This window comes from Stenotrophomonas lacuserhaii (assembly GCF_014836545.1).
Classification (GTDB): domain Bacteria; phylum Pseudomonadota; class Gammaproteobacteria; order Xanthomonadales; family Xanthomonadaceae; genus Stenotrophomonas; species Stenotrophomonas lacuserhaii.
In genome coordinates this window covers 62,052-79,673 of record NZ_JACSQS010000014.1, presented here as the reverse complement: position 1 = coordinate 79,673, position 17,622 = coordinate 62,052, and the positions used below count along the sequence as shown (strand labels likewise).

At 67.7% G+C, this 17,622-nt stretch carries 14 protein-coding genes; 4 read left to right on the top strand and 10 right to left on the bottom strand.

Translation table 11 applies throughout. The annotated features are described in order from the left end of the window. Nucleotides 1–43: 43 nt before the first annotated feature. A complete protein-coding gene (gene recJ, locus H9654_RS13200) occupies nucleotides 44–1,801 on the bottom strand; it encodes a single-stranded-DNA-specific exonuclease RecJ (protein WP_191771225.1) in 1,758 nt (585 codons plus the stop codon). Nucleotides 1,802–1,917: 116 nt separating this feature from the next. Between recJ and H9654_RS13195 the strand changes: the two genes are divergently transcribed. Continuing rightward, a complete protein-coding gene (locus H9654_RS13195; RefSeq protein WP_191771211.1) occupies nucleotides 1,918–2,970 on the top strand; it encodes a DUF1176 domain-containing protein in 1,053 nt (350 codons plus the stop codon). A gap of 63 nt (nucleotides 2,971–3,033) precedes the next feature. Here H9654_RS13195 and H9654_RS13190 read toward each other — a convergent pair whose 3' ends face one another. The 9 genes from H9654_RS13190 to H9654_RS13150 form a co-directional block, all read right to left on the bottom strand. Further along, nucleotides 3,034–3,984, bottom strand: coding sequence for a phosphoglycerate mutase (locus H9654_RS13190; RefSeq protein WP_191771210.1), 951 nt, complete (start codon nucleotides 3,982–3,984; stop codon nucleotides 3,034–3,036). A 3-nt stretch (nucleotides 3,985–3,987) separates the two neighbouring features. After that, nucleotides 3,988–4,452, bottom strand: a complete 465-nt coding sequence (greA, locus tag H9654_RS13185; protein ID WP_182657515.1) for a transcription elongation factor GreA — start codon at nucleotides 4,450–4,452, stop codon at nucleotides 3,988–3,990. Nucleotides 4,453–4,460: 8 nt separating this feature from the next. Continuing rightward, the gene (gene carB, locus H9654_RS13180; protein ID WP_191771209.1) at nucleotides 4,461–7,703 is read right to left on the bottom strand and encodes a carbamoyl-phosphate synthase large subunit; all 3,243 of its coding nucleotides are present in this window, start codon (nucleotides 7,701–7,703) and stop codon (nucleotides 4,461–4,463) included. Between the two features lie 54 nt (nucleotides 7,704–7,757). After that, on the bottom strand, nucleotides 7,758–8,312 hold the full coding sequence (locus H9654_RS13175; protein ID WP_191771208.1) for a hypothetical protein: 555 nt from the start codon (nucleotides 8,310–8,312) through the stop codon (nucleotides 7,758–7,760). Further along, nucleotides 8,312–9,442 (bottom strand): glutamine-hydrolyzing carbamoyl-phosphate synthase small subunit, encoded by a 1,131-nt coding sequence (gene carA, locus H9654_RS13170; RefSeq protein WP_191771207.1) that lies wholly within the window; start codon nucleotides 9,440–9,442, stop codon nucleotides 8,312–8,314. Before carA ends, H9654_RS13175 begins: the two co-directional genes overlap by 1 nt. Before the next feature lie 301 nt (nucleotides 9,443–9,743). Then, complete coding sequence (gene dapB / locus H9654_RS13165) at nucleotides 9,744–10,466, bottom strand: 4-hydroxy-tetrahydrodipicolinate reductase (protein WP_182657487.1); 723 nt, start codon at nucleotides 10,464–10,466, stop codon at nucleotides 9,744–9,746. Between the two features lie 110 nt (nucleotides 10,467–10,576). After that, nucleotides 10,577–10,831, bottom strand: coding sequence for a DUF6587 family protein (locus H9654_RS13160; protein ID WP_191771206.1), 255 nt, complete (start codon nucleotides 10,829–10,831; stop codon nucleotides 10,577–10,579). Then, nucleotides 10,831–12,693 carry a ferrous iron transporter B gene (gene feoB, locus H9654_RS13155; protein ID WP_191771205.1) on the bottom strand — a complete coding sequence of 621 codons (1,863 nt, stop codon included), beginning with the start codon at nucleotides 12,691–12,693 and terminating at the stop codon, nucleotides 10,831–10,833. Before feoB ends, H9654_RS13160 begins: the two co-directional genes overlap by 1 nt. Then, nucleotides 12,690–12,941 carry a FeoA family protein gene (locus tag H9654_RS13150; protein WP_191771204.1) on the bottom strand — a complete coding sequence of 84 codons (252 nt, stop codon included), beginning with the start codon at nucleotides 12,939–12,941 and terminating at the stop codon, nucleotides 12,690–12,692. The genes feoB and H9654_RS13150 overlap by 4 nt, the downstream gene beginning before the upstream one ends. Before the next feature lie 116 nt (nucleotides 12,942–13,057). Here H9654_RS13150 and H9654_RS13145 point away from each other — a divergent pair, with 116 nt between their 5' ends. The 3 genes from H9654_RS13145 to H9654_RS13135 all read left to right on the top strand — a co-directional run bounded on the left by H9654_RS13145 (nucleotide 13,058) and on the right by H9654_RS13135 (nucleotide 17,523). Then, nucleotides 13,058–13,846, top strand: a complete 789-nt coding sequence (locus H9654_RS13145; protein ID WP_191771203.1) for an enoyl-CoA hydratase/isomerase family protein — start codon at nucleotides 13,058–13,060, stop codon at nucleotides 13,844–13,846. 231 nt (nucleotides 13,847–14,077) lie between these two features. Continuing rightward, entirely contained in the window at nucleotides 14,078–14,971 is an 894-nt protein-coding gene (locus H9654_RS13140; RefSeq protein ID WP_191771202.1) for a hydroxymethylglutaryl-CoA lyase, read from the top strand. After that, the gene (locus H9654_RS13135) at nucleotides 14,968–17,523 is read left to right on the top strand and encodes a sensor domain-containing protein (RefSeq protein ID WP_191771201.1); all 2,556 of its coding nucleotides are present in this window, start codon (nucleotides 14,968–14,970) and stop codon (nucleotides 17,521–17,523) included. The genes H9654_RS13140 and H9654_RS13135 overlap by 4 nt, the downstream gene beginning before the upstream one ends. Nucleotides 17,524–17,622 lie beyond the last annotated feature (99 nt).

Genomic DNA, 17,622 nt, shown 5'->3' with positions numbered 1-17,622 from the left:
CGCTCCCGGGCCCGTAGCGCCGAGCCATGCTCGGCGGGATACTTCAGGCCGCGCTGCAGTGTTCGACGATCAGCTGGATGGCGGTGCCGCCGCGGTAATCGTCGCAGGCCAACCGATACGCCAGGTGGACATTGCGGGCTGGCGCGTTGCCGGTCCAGCCACCGAACTGGATCGCATTGATCAGCCCGGCCACGCCGGGGCGGCGCAGTTCCAGCTTGAGGTGGCGTTCCTTCAACACCCGCCAGTTGGTCACCTCGAAGTGCCCATCGAACAGCGGTTCCGGGAACCCTTGCCCCCACGGGCCGGCTAGCCGCAGCGCGTCCGCATGCCGATGGTCGAACTCGTCGCTGCCGAGTTCGCCGTCACTGAGGATCTGCTGCTGCAGCATCACCGGGTCCAGCATCTGGTGGACGGCTGCGGCGAAGGCGGCATGGAACGAGGCGAGGTGGGCATGCGGCAGGCTCATGCCGGCGGCCATCGCGTGGCCGCCGAAGCGCTCGATCAGGCCGGGCTGCTGTGCATCGACCAGCGCCAGCGCGTCACGGATGTGCAGGCCGGGAATCGACCGCGCAGAACCGCGCAACGCCTGACCGCCCGGCTCCGCAGGCGCGAAGGCGACCACCGGACGATGCAGGCGGTCTTTCATCCTGGAGGCGACCAGCCCGACCACGCCCGGATGCCACTCGGCGTCGAACAGCACTGCGGCGATCGGCCGCTGCCCATCGTCGTCCAGCACCACCCGGGCCACGGCCTTCTCGGCATCATCGGTCATGGTCTGCTGCACGGCGCGTCGCTCGGCGTTGATCTGCTCCAGCGTCTGCGCGATGTCGCGCGCCTGTGCCGGGTCCTCGGTCAGCAGCAGTGCGATACCCAGCGCCATGTCCTCCAGGCGGCCGGCGGCATTCAAGCGTGGCCCCAGCGCGAACCCGATGTCGGTGGCCGTCAAGCGCGCCGCGTCACGCCCGCTGGCTTCGATCAAGGCGTTCAGCCCGATGCAGCCCTGCCCGGCACGCAGGCGCCGCAGCCCGGCACTGACCAGCGCCCGGTTGTTGGCATCCAGCGCCACCAGGTCGGCGACGGTGCCCACCGCGACCAGGTCCAGCAGCGTGGCCAGGTCCGGTCCCTTGCCGTCAGCGAACACCGCCGCCTCGCGCAGGTGCCGGCGCAGGGCCAGCAGCACATAGAAGATCACACCGACGCCGGCCAACGATTTGCTGGGGAAGGCATCCTCATGCAGGTTCGGATCCACGATGACATCGGCCGGCGGAAGCTGCGGACCGGGCAGATGGTGGTCGGTGACCAGCACCTGCCAGCCCTTGGCCTTGGCCGCCGCCACCCCGGCATGGCAGGCGATGCCGTGGTCCACGGTGACCAGAAGGTCCGGCTGCAGCAGGGCCAGTTCTTCCACCAGCGCCGGCGACAGGCCGTAGCCGTGCACCATTCGATTGGGCACTGCATGCGCGACGTGGCGCGCGCCAAGCATGCGCAGGCCACGCACGCCGACCGCACAGGCCGTGGCGCCATCGCAGTCGAAATCACCCACCACCACGATGCGCTTGTCCGCGGCGATCGCCGTCGCCAGCAGCTGCACCGCGCCGTCGATGCCGCTCAACAGCTCAGGGGCATGCAGGCTGCCCAGCCGGGGCAGCGCCAGTTCGGGCGTATGCGCGCCGCGTGCGGCATACAGGCGCGCCAGCAGCGGCAGCGTGCCGTCGGGCCAGGCACCAGGCACCACCACCTCGCGACGGCGGATCATCGGCACATCGGACGTTGGCTGCGCAGCATCGGCGGCAAGGGACATCGGCATCGCCGGGTTGCGGAAGACATGCGCATGATACCGCGCAGCCGCATCATCGGGATTGGCGGAGCATGCGCGATCAGCCATGCTTGCCCGCCCCTCGCATTGGATTTCGTCGCATGCGCTGTCCTGTTTCGACCGCCCTGTTCGGCTTTGCCCTTTACGCCGCATCGATGTCACACGCGACCGCGGCCGCCGGTGCTGCATTCTTCGAACAGGACGCGTTCATGGCCTGCGACAATACCGGCACCTGCCGGATAGCGGCTTTCGGTCCGTTGGCACCGCTGATGCTCGGCATGCTGATCGAGCGCGCGGCGGGACCGCAGACCGCTGTCACCGCACGCATCGCGATGGCGGAAGGCGCAGAGGATGCGCCGCGCTCTGCCACGGTGGGGGGGCCGCAGGGAGCGCTGCGGCTGCGCGCCAAGGGAAAGGACCTCGGCGAGATCGGTCGGATGGAATCCCCAGGGGAAGATCTGGCGTTGCCCGATCGCTACGTGTCGGCCTTGATCGAGGCATTGGCGGCTGGCGATCGCGTCGAGCTGGTCGATGGCACGGGCCACGCGTGGCCGTTGTCCGAGCACGGTGCCGGCCCGTTGCTGCTGAAGATGGACGAGGTACAAGGGCGGCTGCACACCCCAGGTGCGCTGGTACGCAACGGCGCGCAGCCGGAATCGACGGTGCCCTCTGCCGTGCCGGCGCCTTCGCTGAAAGCGCCGCCGCTGCTGGTCGAAACACGCGAAGACGACGGCCTGCTGGCCGAGCGCGCAGACCTGCGCCAGCTGCTGCAACCGGTGGCCGATGCCAAGGACGCCTGCATCCAGGCGTCTTCGCGCCGACTTCGCGTCGAACGGGTGGATGCCAGCCATGTCCTGGCCGTGTTGAGCTGCGCGACCGAGCGCTACATCGTTCCAGCAGGGACGTGGCTGGTCCGCGACCGCCCGCCATTCTCCCCCACCCTGGTCTCCGGTGCCGCGCTGTTTCCGCTCCCTCCTCACGCGGTGTTCGTGGAGGAAGGCGTGGCGACCGGCACGGACACCTGCGGCAGGACCCGGCATTGGGCCTGGGACGGAGCGCGCCTGGTGATGAGCGCCGAGTTCGTCGGCGCCGACTGCGTCGGTCCGAGCCACAGGCACTGGCAGCTGCCGACCTACCTTGGCAGGATGGACTGAGCCGTTCCACAGCGGTCGCATGCTGTACCGCCGTGGGCCACACCCCGCCAAGGCGGGGCTGCTTCAGGCCTCGTGCAACTGTCGCGGCTTCTTCCAGAACCGCCAGCGCTGCGAGCGCTGGAAGCCGAACTGCACGCCGTCCTCGAAATCCAGCACCAGGCGATGCAGCTCACCGCGCTGGAGCGCCTGCAGCAGCGGGATGATCGCCTGGTTCGCCAACTGGTCCAGCGAGCGCAACGGACGCAGATCGACCAGCGCATCCACCGATTGCTCGCCATCCACCTGCACCCCGGCGGCCGTCGCCAACGCACGCAGCAGCGCATCCCGGCTGCGCACCTGCGCATGCGGCGTCGCCACGCTGTGCGGCAGGCGTCCTGCACCCCAGAACCACAGCGAGTTGATCGGGCTCAGCCCCTGCGCGACCCGTTGTCCGTTCCACGGGTGTGCATGCAGCACCACCTGGGTTTCGGTAAGCAGCGCACGCCAGCGCCGGCCTTCCGCGCCGCTCGGCAGGTGGCTGAAAAGATCATCGCCGAGCACGTCATCCGGGCTGGCGAACACGGGCAAGGTCATGTCGTCCGGTACGCGCAGGTACCAGCGCGACGCCACCGGGGCATCCAGATGCAGGCCATGTTCGGCGAACACCGGCAGCAGGTCCGGCAGCAGGGCGACGGCATCCTCGTGTGACGGGCGCAGCGTGTCGCCGTGCCCCATCATCCGCGCACCGTGCATGTCCGGCACCATGTGCGCCGGATCGGCGCGCAGCCAGACGTGGCCGGCCGCATCGCCGGCATCCAGCTGACGGGTCAGTGCCGCGGCCGGCATCGCGCCGCCGCCGGCGGCATCAAGCGCATCGGACGCCCCCTGCACGTGGAAGTGACGCTGCAGCTGCGCGCCCTCCCCGGCTGGGTGCTCGCTGCGCTCGGCGCGACCGAGCGCACGTGCCACTTCATCGGGCAACGCGGCCACCGCGAATCGACTGCGTGCAGCCAGCAGCAGCGTTGCCGTTGCCATCGATCAGCCTGCGTAGCTGACGCTGACGATCTCGTACTCGCGCTGGCCGGCCGGTGCATCGATGGTGATGCTGTCGCCTTCCAGCTTGCCGATCATCGCCCGCGCCACCGGCGAGGAAATGGCGATCAGGCCGAGCTTGATGTCCGCTTCCAGGTCACCGACGATCTGGTAGTTCTTCTCTTCGTCGGTTTCCACGTCGGCCAGTGTCACCGACGCGCCGAACACCACCTTGGAGCCGGCATTGAGCTTGGACACGTCGATGATCTCGGCGTGCGACAGCTCGCCTTCCAGCTGCTTGATGCGGCCTTCGATGAAGCCCTGTTCTTCGCGCGCGGCGTGGTACTCGGCGTTTTCCTTCAGGTCGCCGTGCTCACGCGCTTCGGCGATCGCGGCGATCACCTTCGGGCGCTTGACCGACTTCAGCTGTTCCAGCTCTTCGCGCAGACGCTGCGCGCCCTTCATCGTGATGGGAGCTCTCATGCGTTCAGTTCCTTGTGCAGTTCCTGCAGCGACCAGACCGGGCCGGTACCGCGGAATTCAAGCGAATGCACCAGTGCCTTGGCACCGGCGATGGTGGTCGAATAGGTGACACGGTGCTGCAGCGCTTCGCGACGGATGGAGAACGAATCGTTGATCGCCGCACGGCCTTCGGTCGTGTTGACGATGTAGACGATCTCACCGTTCTTGATCCGGTCCACGATGTGCGGACGACCCTCGACCACCTTGTTGACGATCTCGCATTCCATGCCGTGCTGCTGCAGCCACGCGGCGGTGCCACGGGTGGCGACCAGGCTGTAGCCCTTGGCCAGCAGCGCCTCGGCAACCGGCAGCACGCGCTGCTTGTCCGGGTCACGTACCGATACGAAGGCCTTGCCGACCGGCGGCGCCTTGATGCCACCGGCTTCCTGCGCACGCGCGAAGGCGGCGCTGAAGCTGCGGCCCACGCCCATCACTTCACCGGTGGAGCGCATCTCCGGCCCGAGGATCGGATCGACGCCCTGGAACTTGGCGAACGGGAAGATCGCTTCCTTCACCGAGTAGTAGTCCGGCACGATTTCCTTGGTGGCGCCCTGCTCGGCTAGCGTCTTGCCGGCCATGCAGCGCGCGGCGATCTTGGCCAGCGGCATGCCGGTGGCCTTGGACACGAACGGCACGGTGCGCGAGGCACGCGGGTTCACTTCCAGCAGGTAGACGATGTCCTCACCGTTCTCACCGGCCTGGATGGCGAACTGGGTGTTCATCAGCCCGACCACGTTCAGCGCCTTGGCCAGCTCCACCACCTGGCGGCGCAGCTCGGCCTGGGTTTCGGCGGACAGCGAATACGGCGGCAGCGAGCAGGAGGAATCGCCCGAATGCACGCCGGCTTCCTCGATGTGCTCCATCACGCCGCCGATCAGCACGTTGCCCTGGCTGTCGGCGATGATGTCCACGTCCACTTCCACGGCGTTGTCGAGGAAGCGGTCCAGCAACACCGGCGAATCGTTGGAGACCTTGACCGCGTCACGCACGTAGCGTGCGAGGTCGGACTCACCGTAGACGATTTCCATCGCACGGCCGCCCAGCACGTAGCTCGGGCGCACCACCAGCGGGTAGCCGATCTCGCGCGCCAGCAGCAGCGCTTCCTGGTCGTTGCGGGCGATGCGGTTCGGCGGCTGCTTCAGGCCCAGGTTGTCCACCAGCTGCTGGAAGCGCTCGCGGTCTTCAGCCAGGTCGATGGAGTCCGGGCTGGTGCCGATCACCGGCACGCCATTGGCTTCCAGCGCGCGCGCCAGCTTCAGCGGGGTCTGCCCGCCGTACTGCACGATCACGCCCTTCGGCTGTTCCAGTTCGACGATCTCCAGCACGTCTTCCAGCGTCAGCGGCTCGAAGTACAGGCGGTCGGAGGTGTCGTAGTCGGTGGACACGGTCTCCGGGTTGCAGTTGACCATGATGGTTTCATAGCCATCTTCGCGCAGCGCCAGTGCGGCGTGCACGCAGCAGTAGTCGAACTCGATGCCCTGGCCGATGCGGTTCGGGCCACCGCCGAGGATCATGATCTTGTCGCGGTTGCTCGGCGCCGCTTCGCACTCGTCCTCGTAGGTCGAATACAGGTAGGCGGTACCGGTGGCGAACTCACCGGCGCAGGAATCCACGCGCTTGTACACCGGGCGCACCTTGTGCGCACGGCGCAGCGCGCGCACGGCCGCTTCGTTGGTGCCGGTCAGCTGGGCCAGGCGGGCGTCGGAGAAACCGGCACGCTTCAGCTTGCGCAGGCGCGCCGCGTCCAGCGCGTCGATGCCACCGGCGGCGACTTCGCCTTCGGCGCTGATGATCTCTTCGATCTGGTCCAGGAACCACGGATCGATGAAGGACAGCGCATGGATTTCTTCCACGCTCATGCCGGCACGGAAGCCGTCAGCCACGTAGAACAGGCGCTCCGGGCCCGGGGCCTTCAGCTCGCGGCGCAGGGTCTGCATGTCGTCTTCGTTGCCCAGGTCCAGCTCGGTCGGGTCGAAGCCCACCTTGCCGGTTTCCAGGCCACGCAGGGCCTTCTGCATCGATTCCTGGAAGGTGCGACCCATTGCCATCACCTCGCCCACCGACTTCATCTGGGTGGTCAGGCGCGCATCGGCGGCCGGGAACTTCTCGAAGGCGAAGCGCGGGATCTTGGTGACGACGTAGTCGATCGACGGCTCGAACGAGGCCGGGGTCAGGCCGCCGGTGATCTCGTTCTTCAGTTCGTCCAGGGTGTAGCCCACGGCCAGCTTGGCGGCAACCTTGGCGATCGGGAAGCCGGTGGCCTTGGAGGCCAGTGCCGAGGAACGCGACACGCGCGGGTTCATCTCGATCACCACAACGCGACCGGTGTGCGGGTTGATGCCGAATTGCACGTTCGAGCCACCGGTATCCACGCCGATCTTGCGCAGCACGGCGATGGAGGCATCGCGCAGGCGCTGGTATTCCTTGTCGGTCAGGGTCTGCGCCGGGGCCACGGTGATCGAGTCACCGGTGTGCACGCCCATCGGGTCCAGGTTCTCGATGGAGCACACGATGATGCAGTTGTCCGCGGTATCACGGACCACTTCCATCTCGAATTCCTTCCAGCCCAGCACCGATTCTTCCACCAGCACTTCGGTGGTCGGCGACAGTTCCAGGCCGCGGGTGACGATGTCGATCAGCTCTTCGCGGTTGTAGGCGATGCCGCCGCCACTGCCGCCCAGGGTGAAGCTGGGGCGGATGATGGTCGGGTAGCCGACGCGGGTCTGGATGTCCAGCGCTTCTTCCAGCGTGTGCGCGACGGCGGCAGACGGGCATTCCAGGCCGATTTCACCCATCGCCACGCGGAACAGCTCGCGGTCTTCGGCCATGCGGATCGCTTCGCGCTTGGCGCCGATCAGCTCGACGTTGTACTTCTCCAGCACGCCGTTGTCGGCCAGGTCCAGCGCGCAGTTCAGCGCGGTCTGGCCGCCCATGGTCGGCAGCAGGGCATCGGGCTTTTCCTTGGCGATGATCTTCTCGACCGTCTGCCAGTTGATCGGCTCGATGTAGACGGCGTCGGCCATCTCCGGGTCGGTCATGATGGTGGCCGGATTGCTGTTGACCAGCACCACGCGGTACCCCTCGTCGCGCAGCGCCTTGCAGGCCTGCGCGCCAGAGTAGTCGAACTCACAGGCCTGGCCGATGACGATCGGGCCAGCACCGATGATGAGGATGGTTTTCAGGTCAGTGCGCTTTGCCATTTTCTTCTCTAGGTCGGTACAGCGTGACAAGGGGGAGTGATCGCACGCTGACGATCAGGAAATCTGTTCCGCGTCGAAGTCGATGCCACATTCGCGCTTGAGCGCGGCAGACATCGTCTCGCCTATGTTTTCCGGCATCCCGCCGTCGGCACCCAGGCCGTCGATGAAGCGCTGGAAGGCAGGGGTTGCCATGAAGCGGGCGATCTCCACCTTGTTCGCTTCACTCACCTCCGGTCCCTCGCTGGCCATGCCCTGCTGGGCCGCCGCGCTGGCCTGGAAAGTGCGGCCCATGTCGGCACCGGCAGGCGTGGCCATGAACTGCTTCCATTCGCCGACCAGCACCGCCCCATCTTCACCGAGATTGCCGGCGATCTGCTGCTGGAAGTGGGCATCAAGCAGCTTGCCGATCTGGGTGGACGCACAATCACGTCCGTCCTGGTCCAACGCCTTCAGCGTCGGGGAGATGCCGAACAGCACTTCGGCGCTGCTCTTGCCCAGCCCGTGCATGCCGAGCTGGTGCATGATCACCGCCACCTCGGCCGGCGTGGCCGGCTGTGCGCTTGCGGTACCGGCCAACAACAGGCCGGCCAGCAGTGCGGTAACGCGCATCAGGCCTTGGCCTCGGCCATCAGGGTCACGAAACGATCGAACAACGGGCCGACGTCGGTCGGTCCCGGCGAAGCTTCGGGGTGGCCCTGGAAGGAGAACGCCGGCACGTCGGTGCGCGCGATGCCTTGGTTGGTGCCGTCGAACAGCGAGCGGTGGGTCACCCGCAAGGTAGCCGGCAGGGTCGCTTCATCCACCGCGAACCCGTGGTTCTGCGAGGTGATCATCACCCGGCCGCTGTCCAGGTCCTGGACCGGATGGTTGGCACCGTGATGGCCATGGCCCATCTTCAGCGTCTTCGCGCCGGAGGCCAGCGCCAGCAGCTGGTGGCCCAGGCAGATGCCGAAGGTCGGCACCTTGGCGTCCAGCACGGTCTTGATCGCGCTGATCGCGTAGTCGCACGGCTCCGGGTCACCCGGGCCGTTGGACAGGAACACACCGTCCGGCTTCAGCGCCAGCACGTCGGCCGCAGCGGTCTGCGCCGGCACCACGGTCACATCGCAGCCGCGCTCGGCCAGCATGCGCAGGATGTTGGTCTTCACACCGTAGTCGTAAGCCACGACCTTGTACTGCGACGGCACGCTGACGAACGCGTTGGCGTCCAGGTCGAGCTGGCCTTCGTTCCACTGGTAGGTGGTTTCGGTCGACACGACCTTGGCCAGGTCCATGCCCTTCAGGCCGGGGAAGCTGCGTGCAGCCTCCAGCGCCTTCTCCACGCTGATGCCCTCGCCCGCCATCAGCGCACCATTCTGGGCGCCCTTCTCGCGCAGGATGCGCGTCAGCTTGCGGGTATCGATGCCGGAGATGGCGACCACGCCACGCTGCAGCAGCCAGTCCTGCAGCGAGACCTGGCTGCGCCAGCTGCTCGGGCGACGCGGCACGTCGCGCACGATCAGGCCGGCCGACCACACCTTGGACGCTTCGTTGTCCTGGTCGGTCATGCCAGTGTTGCCGATATGCGGGTAGGTCAGCGTGACCATCTGCCGGGCGTAGGACGGATCAGTCAGCACTTCCTGGTAACCGGTCATGGCGGTGTTGAACACCACTTCACCGACAGACAGGCCGGGCGCGCCTACGGATTCGCCCTCGAATACGGTGCCGTCTTCGAGGACGAGGATTGCGGCTTGGGTCACGGAAATCTCACTTTGGCTACCGATGGGGTACCGAAGGTCACGCCTGCGCTCACGGTAAAAACCGGTTGCAAAAAAGCGCGGACGTACGGTTCAGGACCGGTCCGGCTATCGTGTTTCGGCGAGTGCGAATTGTAGACGCATGCGGGGTCCGGCGCCAGCACCATGTTGCCGATGGCGCCGATTCATGGTCGGGCAGCGCAGCCCGGAGCGTGCAGCAGCCCCTGACCGGTAGCGCCGACCCATGGTCGGCGAGCGCAGCGGGCCCTTCGCGCGGAGCCCACGGCGCACCCCGTTCAGCCGTTCAGCCGTTCAGCAGATCCCGCACCCGGTAGCTCCCCGGTGCCCGTTCAGCCAGCTGCCGCGCGGCGAACAACGCGCCGCGGGCGAAAATATCGCGGTTGGTGGCCCGGTGCACCAGCTCGATCCGCTCGCCCAGCCCGGTGAACTGAACGAGGTGCTCGCCGACGATATCGCCGGCCCGCAGGCTGGCGTACTGCGGCGTGGCCCCGCCGCGCCCGGCGGCCGCCCCCAGCGTCAGCGCGGTGCCCGAAGGCGCATCCAGTTTGCGGGTGTGGTGCGCTTCGACGATGTCGCAGTCCCATCCAGCCAGCGCCTGCGCGGCGCGCTCGACCAGTTCATCCAGCACCGCCACGCCCAGGCTGAAATTGGACGCCCACACCAGCGGTATCGCCTTGGCCGCCGCATCCAGCGCATCGCGCTGCGCCTGGCTGATACCGGTGGTGCCGGAGACCAGGCCCGCGCCGCGTTCCACGCACAGCGCCAGGATCGCATCGAAGCCTTCGGGCAGGCTGAAGTCGATGGCCACGTCGAACGGCGGAGCGCCGTGCAGTTCCTTGGCGGCGAAATGCGGGATGCCGTCCACCACCCGCTGCGCAGGCGCGCGGCCGGTGTAGGCACCCACTACTTTCATCGTATCGGCATGTTCGGCGGCCAGCCGCAGCAGGGCCTGGCCCATGCGCCCGGAAGCGCCATGGATGAGCAATCGCAGGGGAGTCTGGTTCATCCGGGAAGGCTAGCGGCTGGGCCTGCATTTGCACAGGGGGCATGCGCCCATCGCCTGTGGTGGATGCCTCTGCCGCTGCGCTCGCCGAGCAGGGCCCGGCGCTCCCGCGCTCAGTGCGCCTTCGGCGGCGTCGGCCCGCAACTGTCACAGCCACCGCAGGCTCCGCCGCCGCCACTGGCTGGCGGTGCGATGCGTCGGCCCAGCGACTGCCGCCATCCCGGCCGACCGGAACGCAGCAGGCCGAGCGCCAACGCGCCACGCGCCTTGCGTACCGTCCCCGGGAACTGCTTTTTCAGCACCACCCACGCACTGGCCAGCACCGCCAGCGCGACGATCAGGTACTGCAGCAGCAGGCCGGTCTCCATCAACCGCCTCCCAGCGCCACGGTCACCTGATAGGTGACCAGAGCTGCGATGTAGGCCGCGGCGAACAGATACACGGTCGCAAAACCCACCTGCTTCCACGAATTGGTTTCGCGCTTGATCGTGGCCAGCGTGGAGATGCACATCGGGGCATAGATGAACCACACCAGCAGCGACAGACCGGTGGCCAGCGACCAGCCGTCACTGACGATCGGGGTCAGCGCGGAAATCGCTGCGTCGTCATCCGGCGCCGACAGCGCGTAGATGGTCGCCAACGAAGACACCGCCACCTCGCGAGCGCCCATGCCGGGGATGAGCGCGATGCAGATCTGCCAGTTGAAGCCGAGCGGGGCGAAGATCGCCGTCATCGCATGGCCGAGCTGGCCGGCGTAGCTGTAATCGATGGCCGGCATCGTCGCATTGGCCGGTGCACCGGGGAAGGACAGCAGGAACCACAGCAGGATGGTCAGCGAAAGGATGATGCCACCGACGCGCTTGAGGAAGATCATGCCGCGTTCGTACAGGCCCACCGCCAGGTCGCGCGGGTGCGGGATGCGGTATGACGGCAGCTCCAGCATCAGCGGGTGCTCGCTCTTGTCGCGGCGCCACTTCTTCATCACCCAGGACATCAGCAGCGCACTGAAGATGCCCGCTACGTAGAGGCCGAACAGCACCAGTCCCTGCTGGTTGAAGATGCCGACCTTGCCATCGGGAATGAACGCGCCGATCAGCAGCGCATACACCGGCAGGCGCGCCGAACAGGTCATCAGCGGGGCCACCAGGATGGTCGCCAGGCGATCACGCGGATCCTGGATGCTGCGCGTGGCCATGATGCCGGGCACCGCGCAGGCGAAGCTGGACAGCAGCGGAATGAACGAACGCCCGGACAGCCCGGCCGACGCCATCATGCGGTCCAGCAGGAACGCCGCACGCGGCAGGTAGCCGGATTCTTCCAGCGCCAGGATGAAGGCGAACAGGATCAGGATCTGCGGCAGGAACACCACCACCCCGCCCAGACCGGCGATGATGCCATCGGTGACCAGGCTGGCCAGCGGGCCTTCCGGCAGCACCGCGCCGGCCTGCTCGCCGAGCCAGCCGAACAGCGCCTCGATGCCATCCATCATCGGCGTCGCCCAGGCGAACACCGCCTGGAAGATCAGGAACATCACCACCACCAGGGTGGCCAGGCCGAATACTGGATGCAGCAGCCAGCGGTCCAGCGTGTCATCGATCTTCGCGGTGCGGGTGGGCATGCTGACGGCGGCGTCGAGGATCCCGCGCACCTGCGCGTGGTAGTCGATGCCCTGGCCTTCCACCACCGCCACCGGTGCGCCTAGGTGCGGCACCATCGCATCCAGCCGCTCCACCAGCGCCTGCGCGCCATGTTTGCGCACCGCCACGGTTTCCACCACGGGCACGCCGAGCGCACGTTCCAGCGCCGGCACATCGATCCTGATGCCACGACGCTCGGCCGCGTCGACCATGTTCAGGGCCACCACCATCGGCTTGCCCAGCTCACGCAGTTCCAGCGCGAAGCGCAGGTGCAGGCGCAGGTTGGTCGCATCGATCACGCACAGCAGTACGTCCGGTGCCGCCTCGCCGGGGTAGAAGCCACGGCACAGGTCACGGGTGATCGCCTCGTCCAGGCTGGCCGGCTGCAGGCTGTAGGCGCCCGGCAGGTCGAGGATGGCGAACTCGCGGCCAGATGGCGCGCGCATCCGGCCCTCCTTGCGTTCCACGGTGACGCCGGTGTAATTGGCGACCTTCTGCCGGCTGCCGGTCAGCTGGTTGAACAGCGCGGTCTTGCCGCTGTTCGGATTGCCGACCAGGGCCACGCGCAGCGGCAGGGTTGCGGCCGTGCTCATGCCGGCACTCCCTTTTCAGCGCTGACCTGGACGCGAGCGGCTTCACTGCGGCGCAGTGCAAAGCGGGTGAAACCGACCTGCACCAGCAGGGGTTCGCCACCGACCGGACCACGCGCCACCAGGCGAACGGACTCGCCCCTGACGAAGCCAAGCTCCCTCAGGCGACGGGCGATGGTGTCGTTGGCGTGCGTGTCATGGACGGTTTCGACCACGGCGTTGGTTTGCAAGGGCAGATCGGACAGCGTCACTCGCGCACTTTCCAGTGATAAGAATGGTTATCAATTGTAACATCGCCGCGCCGCGTCATGGCCCATGACCTTTGGACCGCTATGATCTGTACAGGTATCGAGTATTTGCGGACTTTATGACGGATTCCCTGCTGGTCGAGCGCTCTGGCGCCCTGCTTACCCTGCACCTGCACCGCCCGGCGCTGCACAATGCCTTCGACGACGGCCTGATCGCCCAACTGACCGGCGAGCTGGCGCAGGCCGGAGGCGACCCTTCGGTGCGCGCGGTAGTGCTGGCCGGCGATGGTGCCTCGTTCTCCGCCGGCGCCGACCTGCACTGGATGCGCGGCATGGCGGCGGCCAGCGAATCGGAAAACCGTCAGGATGCGCTGGCGCTCGCCCGGTTGATGCGCACCCTGGACGAGCTGCCCAAACCGACGCTGGCACGGGTCCACGGAGCGGCATTCGGCGGCGGCGTGGGCCTGGTGGCCTGCTGTGACATCGCCATCGCCGCCGACAGCGCACGCTTCGGGCTGACCGAAAGCCGGCTGGGCCTGCTGCCGGCGGTCATCTCCCCCTACGTCATCGCCGCCATCGGTCCGCGCCAGGCGCGGCGCTGGTTTGCCACCGGCGAGCACTTCGATGCCGCCACGGCGCTGCGCATCGGACTGGTCCACGCCGTGGTGGCGGGCGACCAGTTGGATGCCGCGGTCGAGCAGCAGCTGGACCTGCTGCTGGCGGCCGGACCGGTCGCCACCGCCAGCGCCAAGAGGCTGGTCCGTGACGTGCTGGGCAACCCCGATGCCGATGCGCGCGACCAGGCCAATGCCGAGCTGATCGCCCACCTGCGGGTATCGGCGGAGGGCCAGGAAGGACTGGGCGCGTTCCTCGACAAGCGTCCGCCGGGGTGGGCCGCCCGCACCTGACCTGACGCCTTCACGCCGCGGCGGCTGGGCCGGGCCGATGCTCCGCGCATGCGCCCCGCTCGGTGAAGCCGTTCATGCTGCGGGCTGGCCGGTTGCTGCGACGGCCCGCGTATATCTCTCTCGTGGCCCCCCCTGCGTGCGCCACTTCATCTACAGGACGTTCCGTGATCGTTGCCTGCTGCCCTGCCCTTGCCTGCCCTGCCGCCCACCCCACCCACGGGAGGCGCAGGGATGTCTGATCATGTCCGCATCGTCGAAGTAGGCCCGCGTGACGGCCTGCAGAACGAGAAACAGCCGGTCAGCACGGCCGACAAGATCACCTTGATCGACCGGTTGTCGACCACCGGCCTGCGCAGCATCGAAGCCACCAGCTTCGTCAGCCCGCGCTGGGTACCGCAGTTGGCCGATGCCGCCGAGGTCTACGCCGGCATCCAGCGTGCAGCGGGCGTGGCCTATCCGGTGCTGGTGCCCAACGAGCAGGGCTACGACCGCGCCTTGGCGGCGGGGGTACAGGAAGTAGCGGTGTTCACCGCCGCTTCGGAAACCTTCAACCGCACCAATACCAATGCCGGCATCGACGAATCCCTGGCACGCTTTGAACCGATCCTGCAGCGTGCCGCGCGCGATGGCGTGCGCGTGCGCGGCTACGTGTCCACCGTGCTCGGCTGCCCCTACCAGGGAGAGGTTGCAGTCAGCGAGGTAGTGCGCGTGGCGCGCGCCCTGCATGGCATGGGCTGTTACGAAATATCGCTCGGCGACACCATCGGCGTGGGCACGCCGCGCAAGGCGCGCGCCATGCTGCAGGCAGTCGCTGCCGAGGTACCGATGCAGGCGCTGGCCGTGCATTTCCACGACACCTACGGCCAGGCCGTGGCCAATATCGCCAGCTGCGTGGAGGCCGGGGTGCGCGTGGTGGACAGCGCGGTCTCCGGCGCCGGCGGCTGCCCGTATGCGAAGGGCGCCAGCGGCAACGTGGCCAGCGAAGATGCGGTGTACCTGCTGCACGGGATGGGGCTGCAGACCGGCGTGGAGCTGGAGCCGCTGGCCGAGATCGGCCGCTGGCTGTCGGCGCTGCTGGGCCGGCCCACCGGCAGCCGCGTCGGCAAGGCGATGGCACCGACATGAGCCGCCGCGGCCCGTGCGACGACCTGGCCGCTGGCGGACATCCCGCCACGCAGAGCGACGCACTGGCCGCATTGGACCATGCACTGTCCCAGCCGCACCGCGCCGAGCAGCACGCGCTGCTGCAGCAGGCCAGGCAGGCCCTGGATGAGGCCATGCAGCAGCGCCACGACGCCGAGCAGCGCTACGCCGCCCTGTTCGACGCAGTGCCCGACCCGGTCAGCATCCTCAGTTCGGCCGGCGTGGTGATGGACCTCAACCGCGCCGGCGTGCGCGCCTACGGCCGCCCGCGCGAGGCCATCGTCGGCCAGCCGATCGAACTGTTGAACCCGGACCTGCCCAGCGACCACCTGGAACCGGTATGGGCCGCCCTGCAACGCGGCGACACCTATGTCATCGAAGTCACCAACATGCGCGGTGACGGCAGCCGGTTTCCGGTGGAGGTGCACTCGGCCGGCTTCGAACTGCAGGGCGAACCGTGCATCGTGGCGGTGGCGCGCGACCTGAGCGGACGCTGGCAGGCCGAGTCCCGCTATCGCCTGCTGATGGAATCCATCGACAAGGGCGTGATCCTGTTCGACCGGGAATTGCACGTGGTGTCGGCCAATCCGGCCGCGCACCGCATCCTGGGCACGGCCGGCACCGGCTCCAGCCTGCAGACCCTGCTAGACCCCCACGACTGGATCGTGGTGGACGAACACGGGCACCTGCTGGGCCACGACCAATGGCCGGCCAACCGCTGTTTCCAGGCGGGCCGGGTCATCCGCAGCACCATCGTCGGGCTGTACCACCGACCGCGCGGCCGCATGCTGTGGTTGTCGATCACCAACGTGCCGGTGTTCGGCAACGGGCGCGACCACGCCGACCATGTGTTCGCGATGTTCAGCGACATCACCGAACTCAAGCGCAACAACGCGCTGTTCGACCGCGCCCAGTCGCTGGCCCACATCGGCGGCTGGGAGTGGGATCGGGGCCTGGCGCGCCTGTACCTGACCGACGAAGCACGCCGGATCCTCGGCCAGGAGCTGCCACTGGACGACATGCCCGAGCTGATGGAGTGCCTGCGCAGCGATGACCGGCTGGCCCTGCAGCAGGCGCTGGCGGCCAGCGTAGAGGCGCGCAGCAGCTTCACCCTGGAACTGCGCGGCCAGCGCGCCGATGGCCATACCTTCTGGGTGCGCATGATCGGCGAGGTGTCCGAAGGCGACGTGGACGCTGCGCGCATCGCCGGCACCGTGCAGGACATCACCGAACGCAAGCAGGCCGAGGAAACCCTGCGCATCCAGGCGCGCACCGATCCGCTGACCGGCATCATGAACCGCGATGCGGTGCTCAGCGACCTGGGGGTGCGGTTGTCCAACCCGACCCACTGCAAGGTTGCGGTGCTGTACATCGACCTGGACCGTTTCAAGACGGTCAACGATCTGCTGGGCCACAGCGCAGGCGATGAACTGCTGGTGGAGGCCACCCGCCGCATCGCCCATGCGATCGGCACCGAAGGACTGCTGGCGCGCTTTGGTGGCGATGAGTTCCTGGTCATCTGCGATACCCGCGACCAGCCCGACCAGCCCGAACGGCTGGCCCAGCGCATCACCGCCGCGTTCGAACCTGCGTTCGTGTTCGGCAACGACGAGTTCGTGGTCACCGCCAGCATCGGCATCGCGTGCGCGCCGCGCGACGGCGTGCGCCCGCAACAGCTGATCCAGAACGCCGACACCGCGATGTATGACTGCAAGCGCCGCAGCCGCAACGGCTGGCAGGTATTCTCACCTGAGCTGGCGCAGGCCCAGCACGACCGCCTGCAGATCGAAAGCCGGCTGCACCGCGCGTTGGAAGCCGATGAATTCCGCCTGGTCTACCAGCCTCAGGTGAACCTGCGCACCGGCGAGGTGATCGCCGCCGAGGCGCTGATCCGTTGGCAGAACGAGCAGCTGGGCGAGATGCGCCCGGACCTGTTCATCGCCCACGCAGAGAGCACCGGTGACATCGTGCGGATCGGCCAATGGGCGCTGCGCGAGGCCTGCCGCCAGGTCCGCCAGTGGCAGGACGAAGGCCTCGGCCTGGTGCGGGTGGCGGTCAATGTGTCTTACCGCCAGTTCACCGGCGACGACCTGGCACTGAAGGTGCGCCAGGCGCTGGATGAGTTCCATCTGCCCGGCACCGCACTGGAGCTGGAGTTCACCGAGCGCGTGCTGATCGAGGATGCCCCGGACACCCTGCGCACCTTCGCCCGGCTGCGCGAGATGGGCGTGATGCTGGCCATCGATGATTTCGGCGAGGGCTACAGCGCGTTGAACTACCTGCGCCGGCTGCCGATCCACGGCCTGAAGCTCAGCCAGCTGTTCGTGGAGGGCGTGCCCGGTGACCGTTCGGACATGGCGGTGTGCGAGGCGATCTGCGGGATTGCCCGCAGCCTGGGGCTGGGCGTGGTGGCCGAAGGCATCGAATCCGAAGCCCAGCGTCGCTACCTGATGGGCCTGGGGGTCAATGTCGGCCAGGGTTTCCTGTTCGCCCCGGGGCTGACGCCGGAAGAATTCGTCAGGAAGTTGAAGTAGGTTTTTCGGTGGTGGGGCAAAGCCGTGATCTCTTGGCTGGGCCGGGCGGGTGGGCTGCGGGGGACCGTCGTGAGGCAGGAGCCGAACGCGAGCCTACAC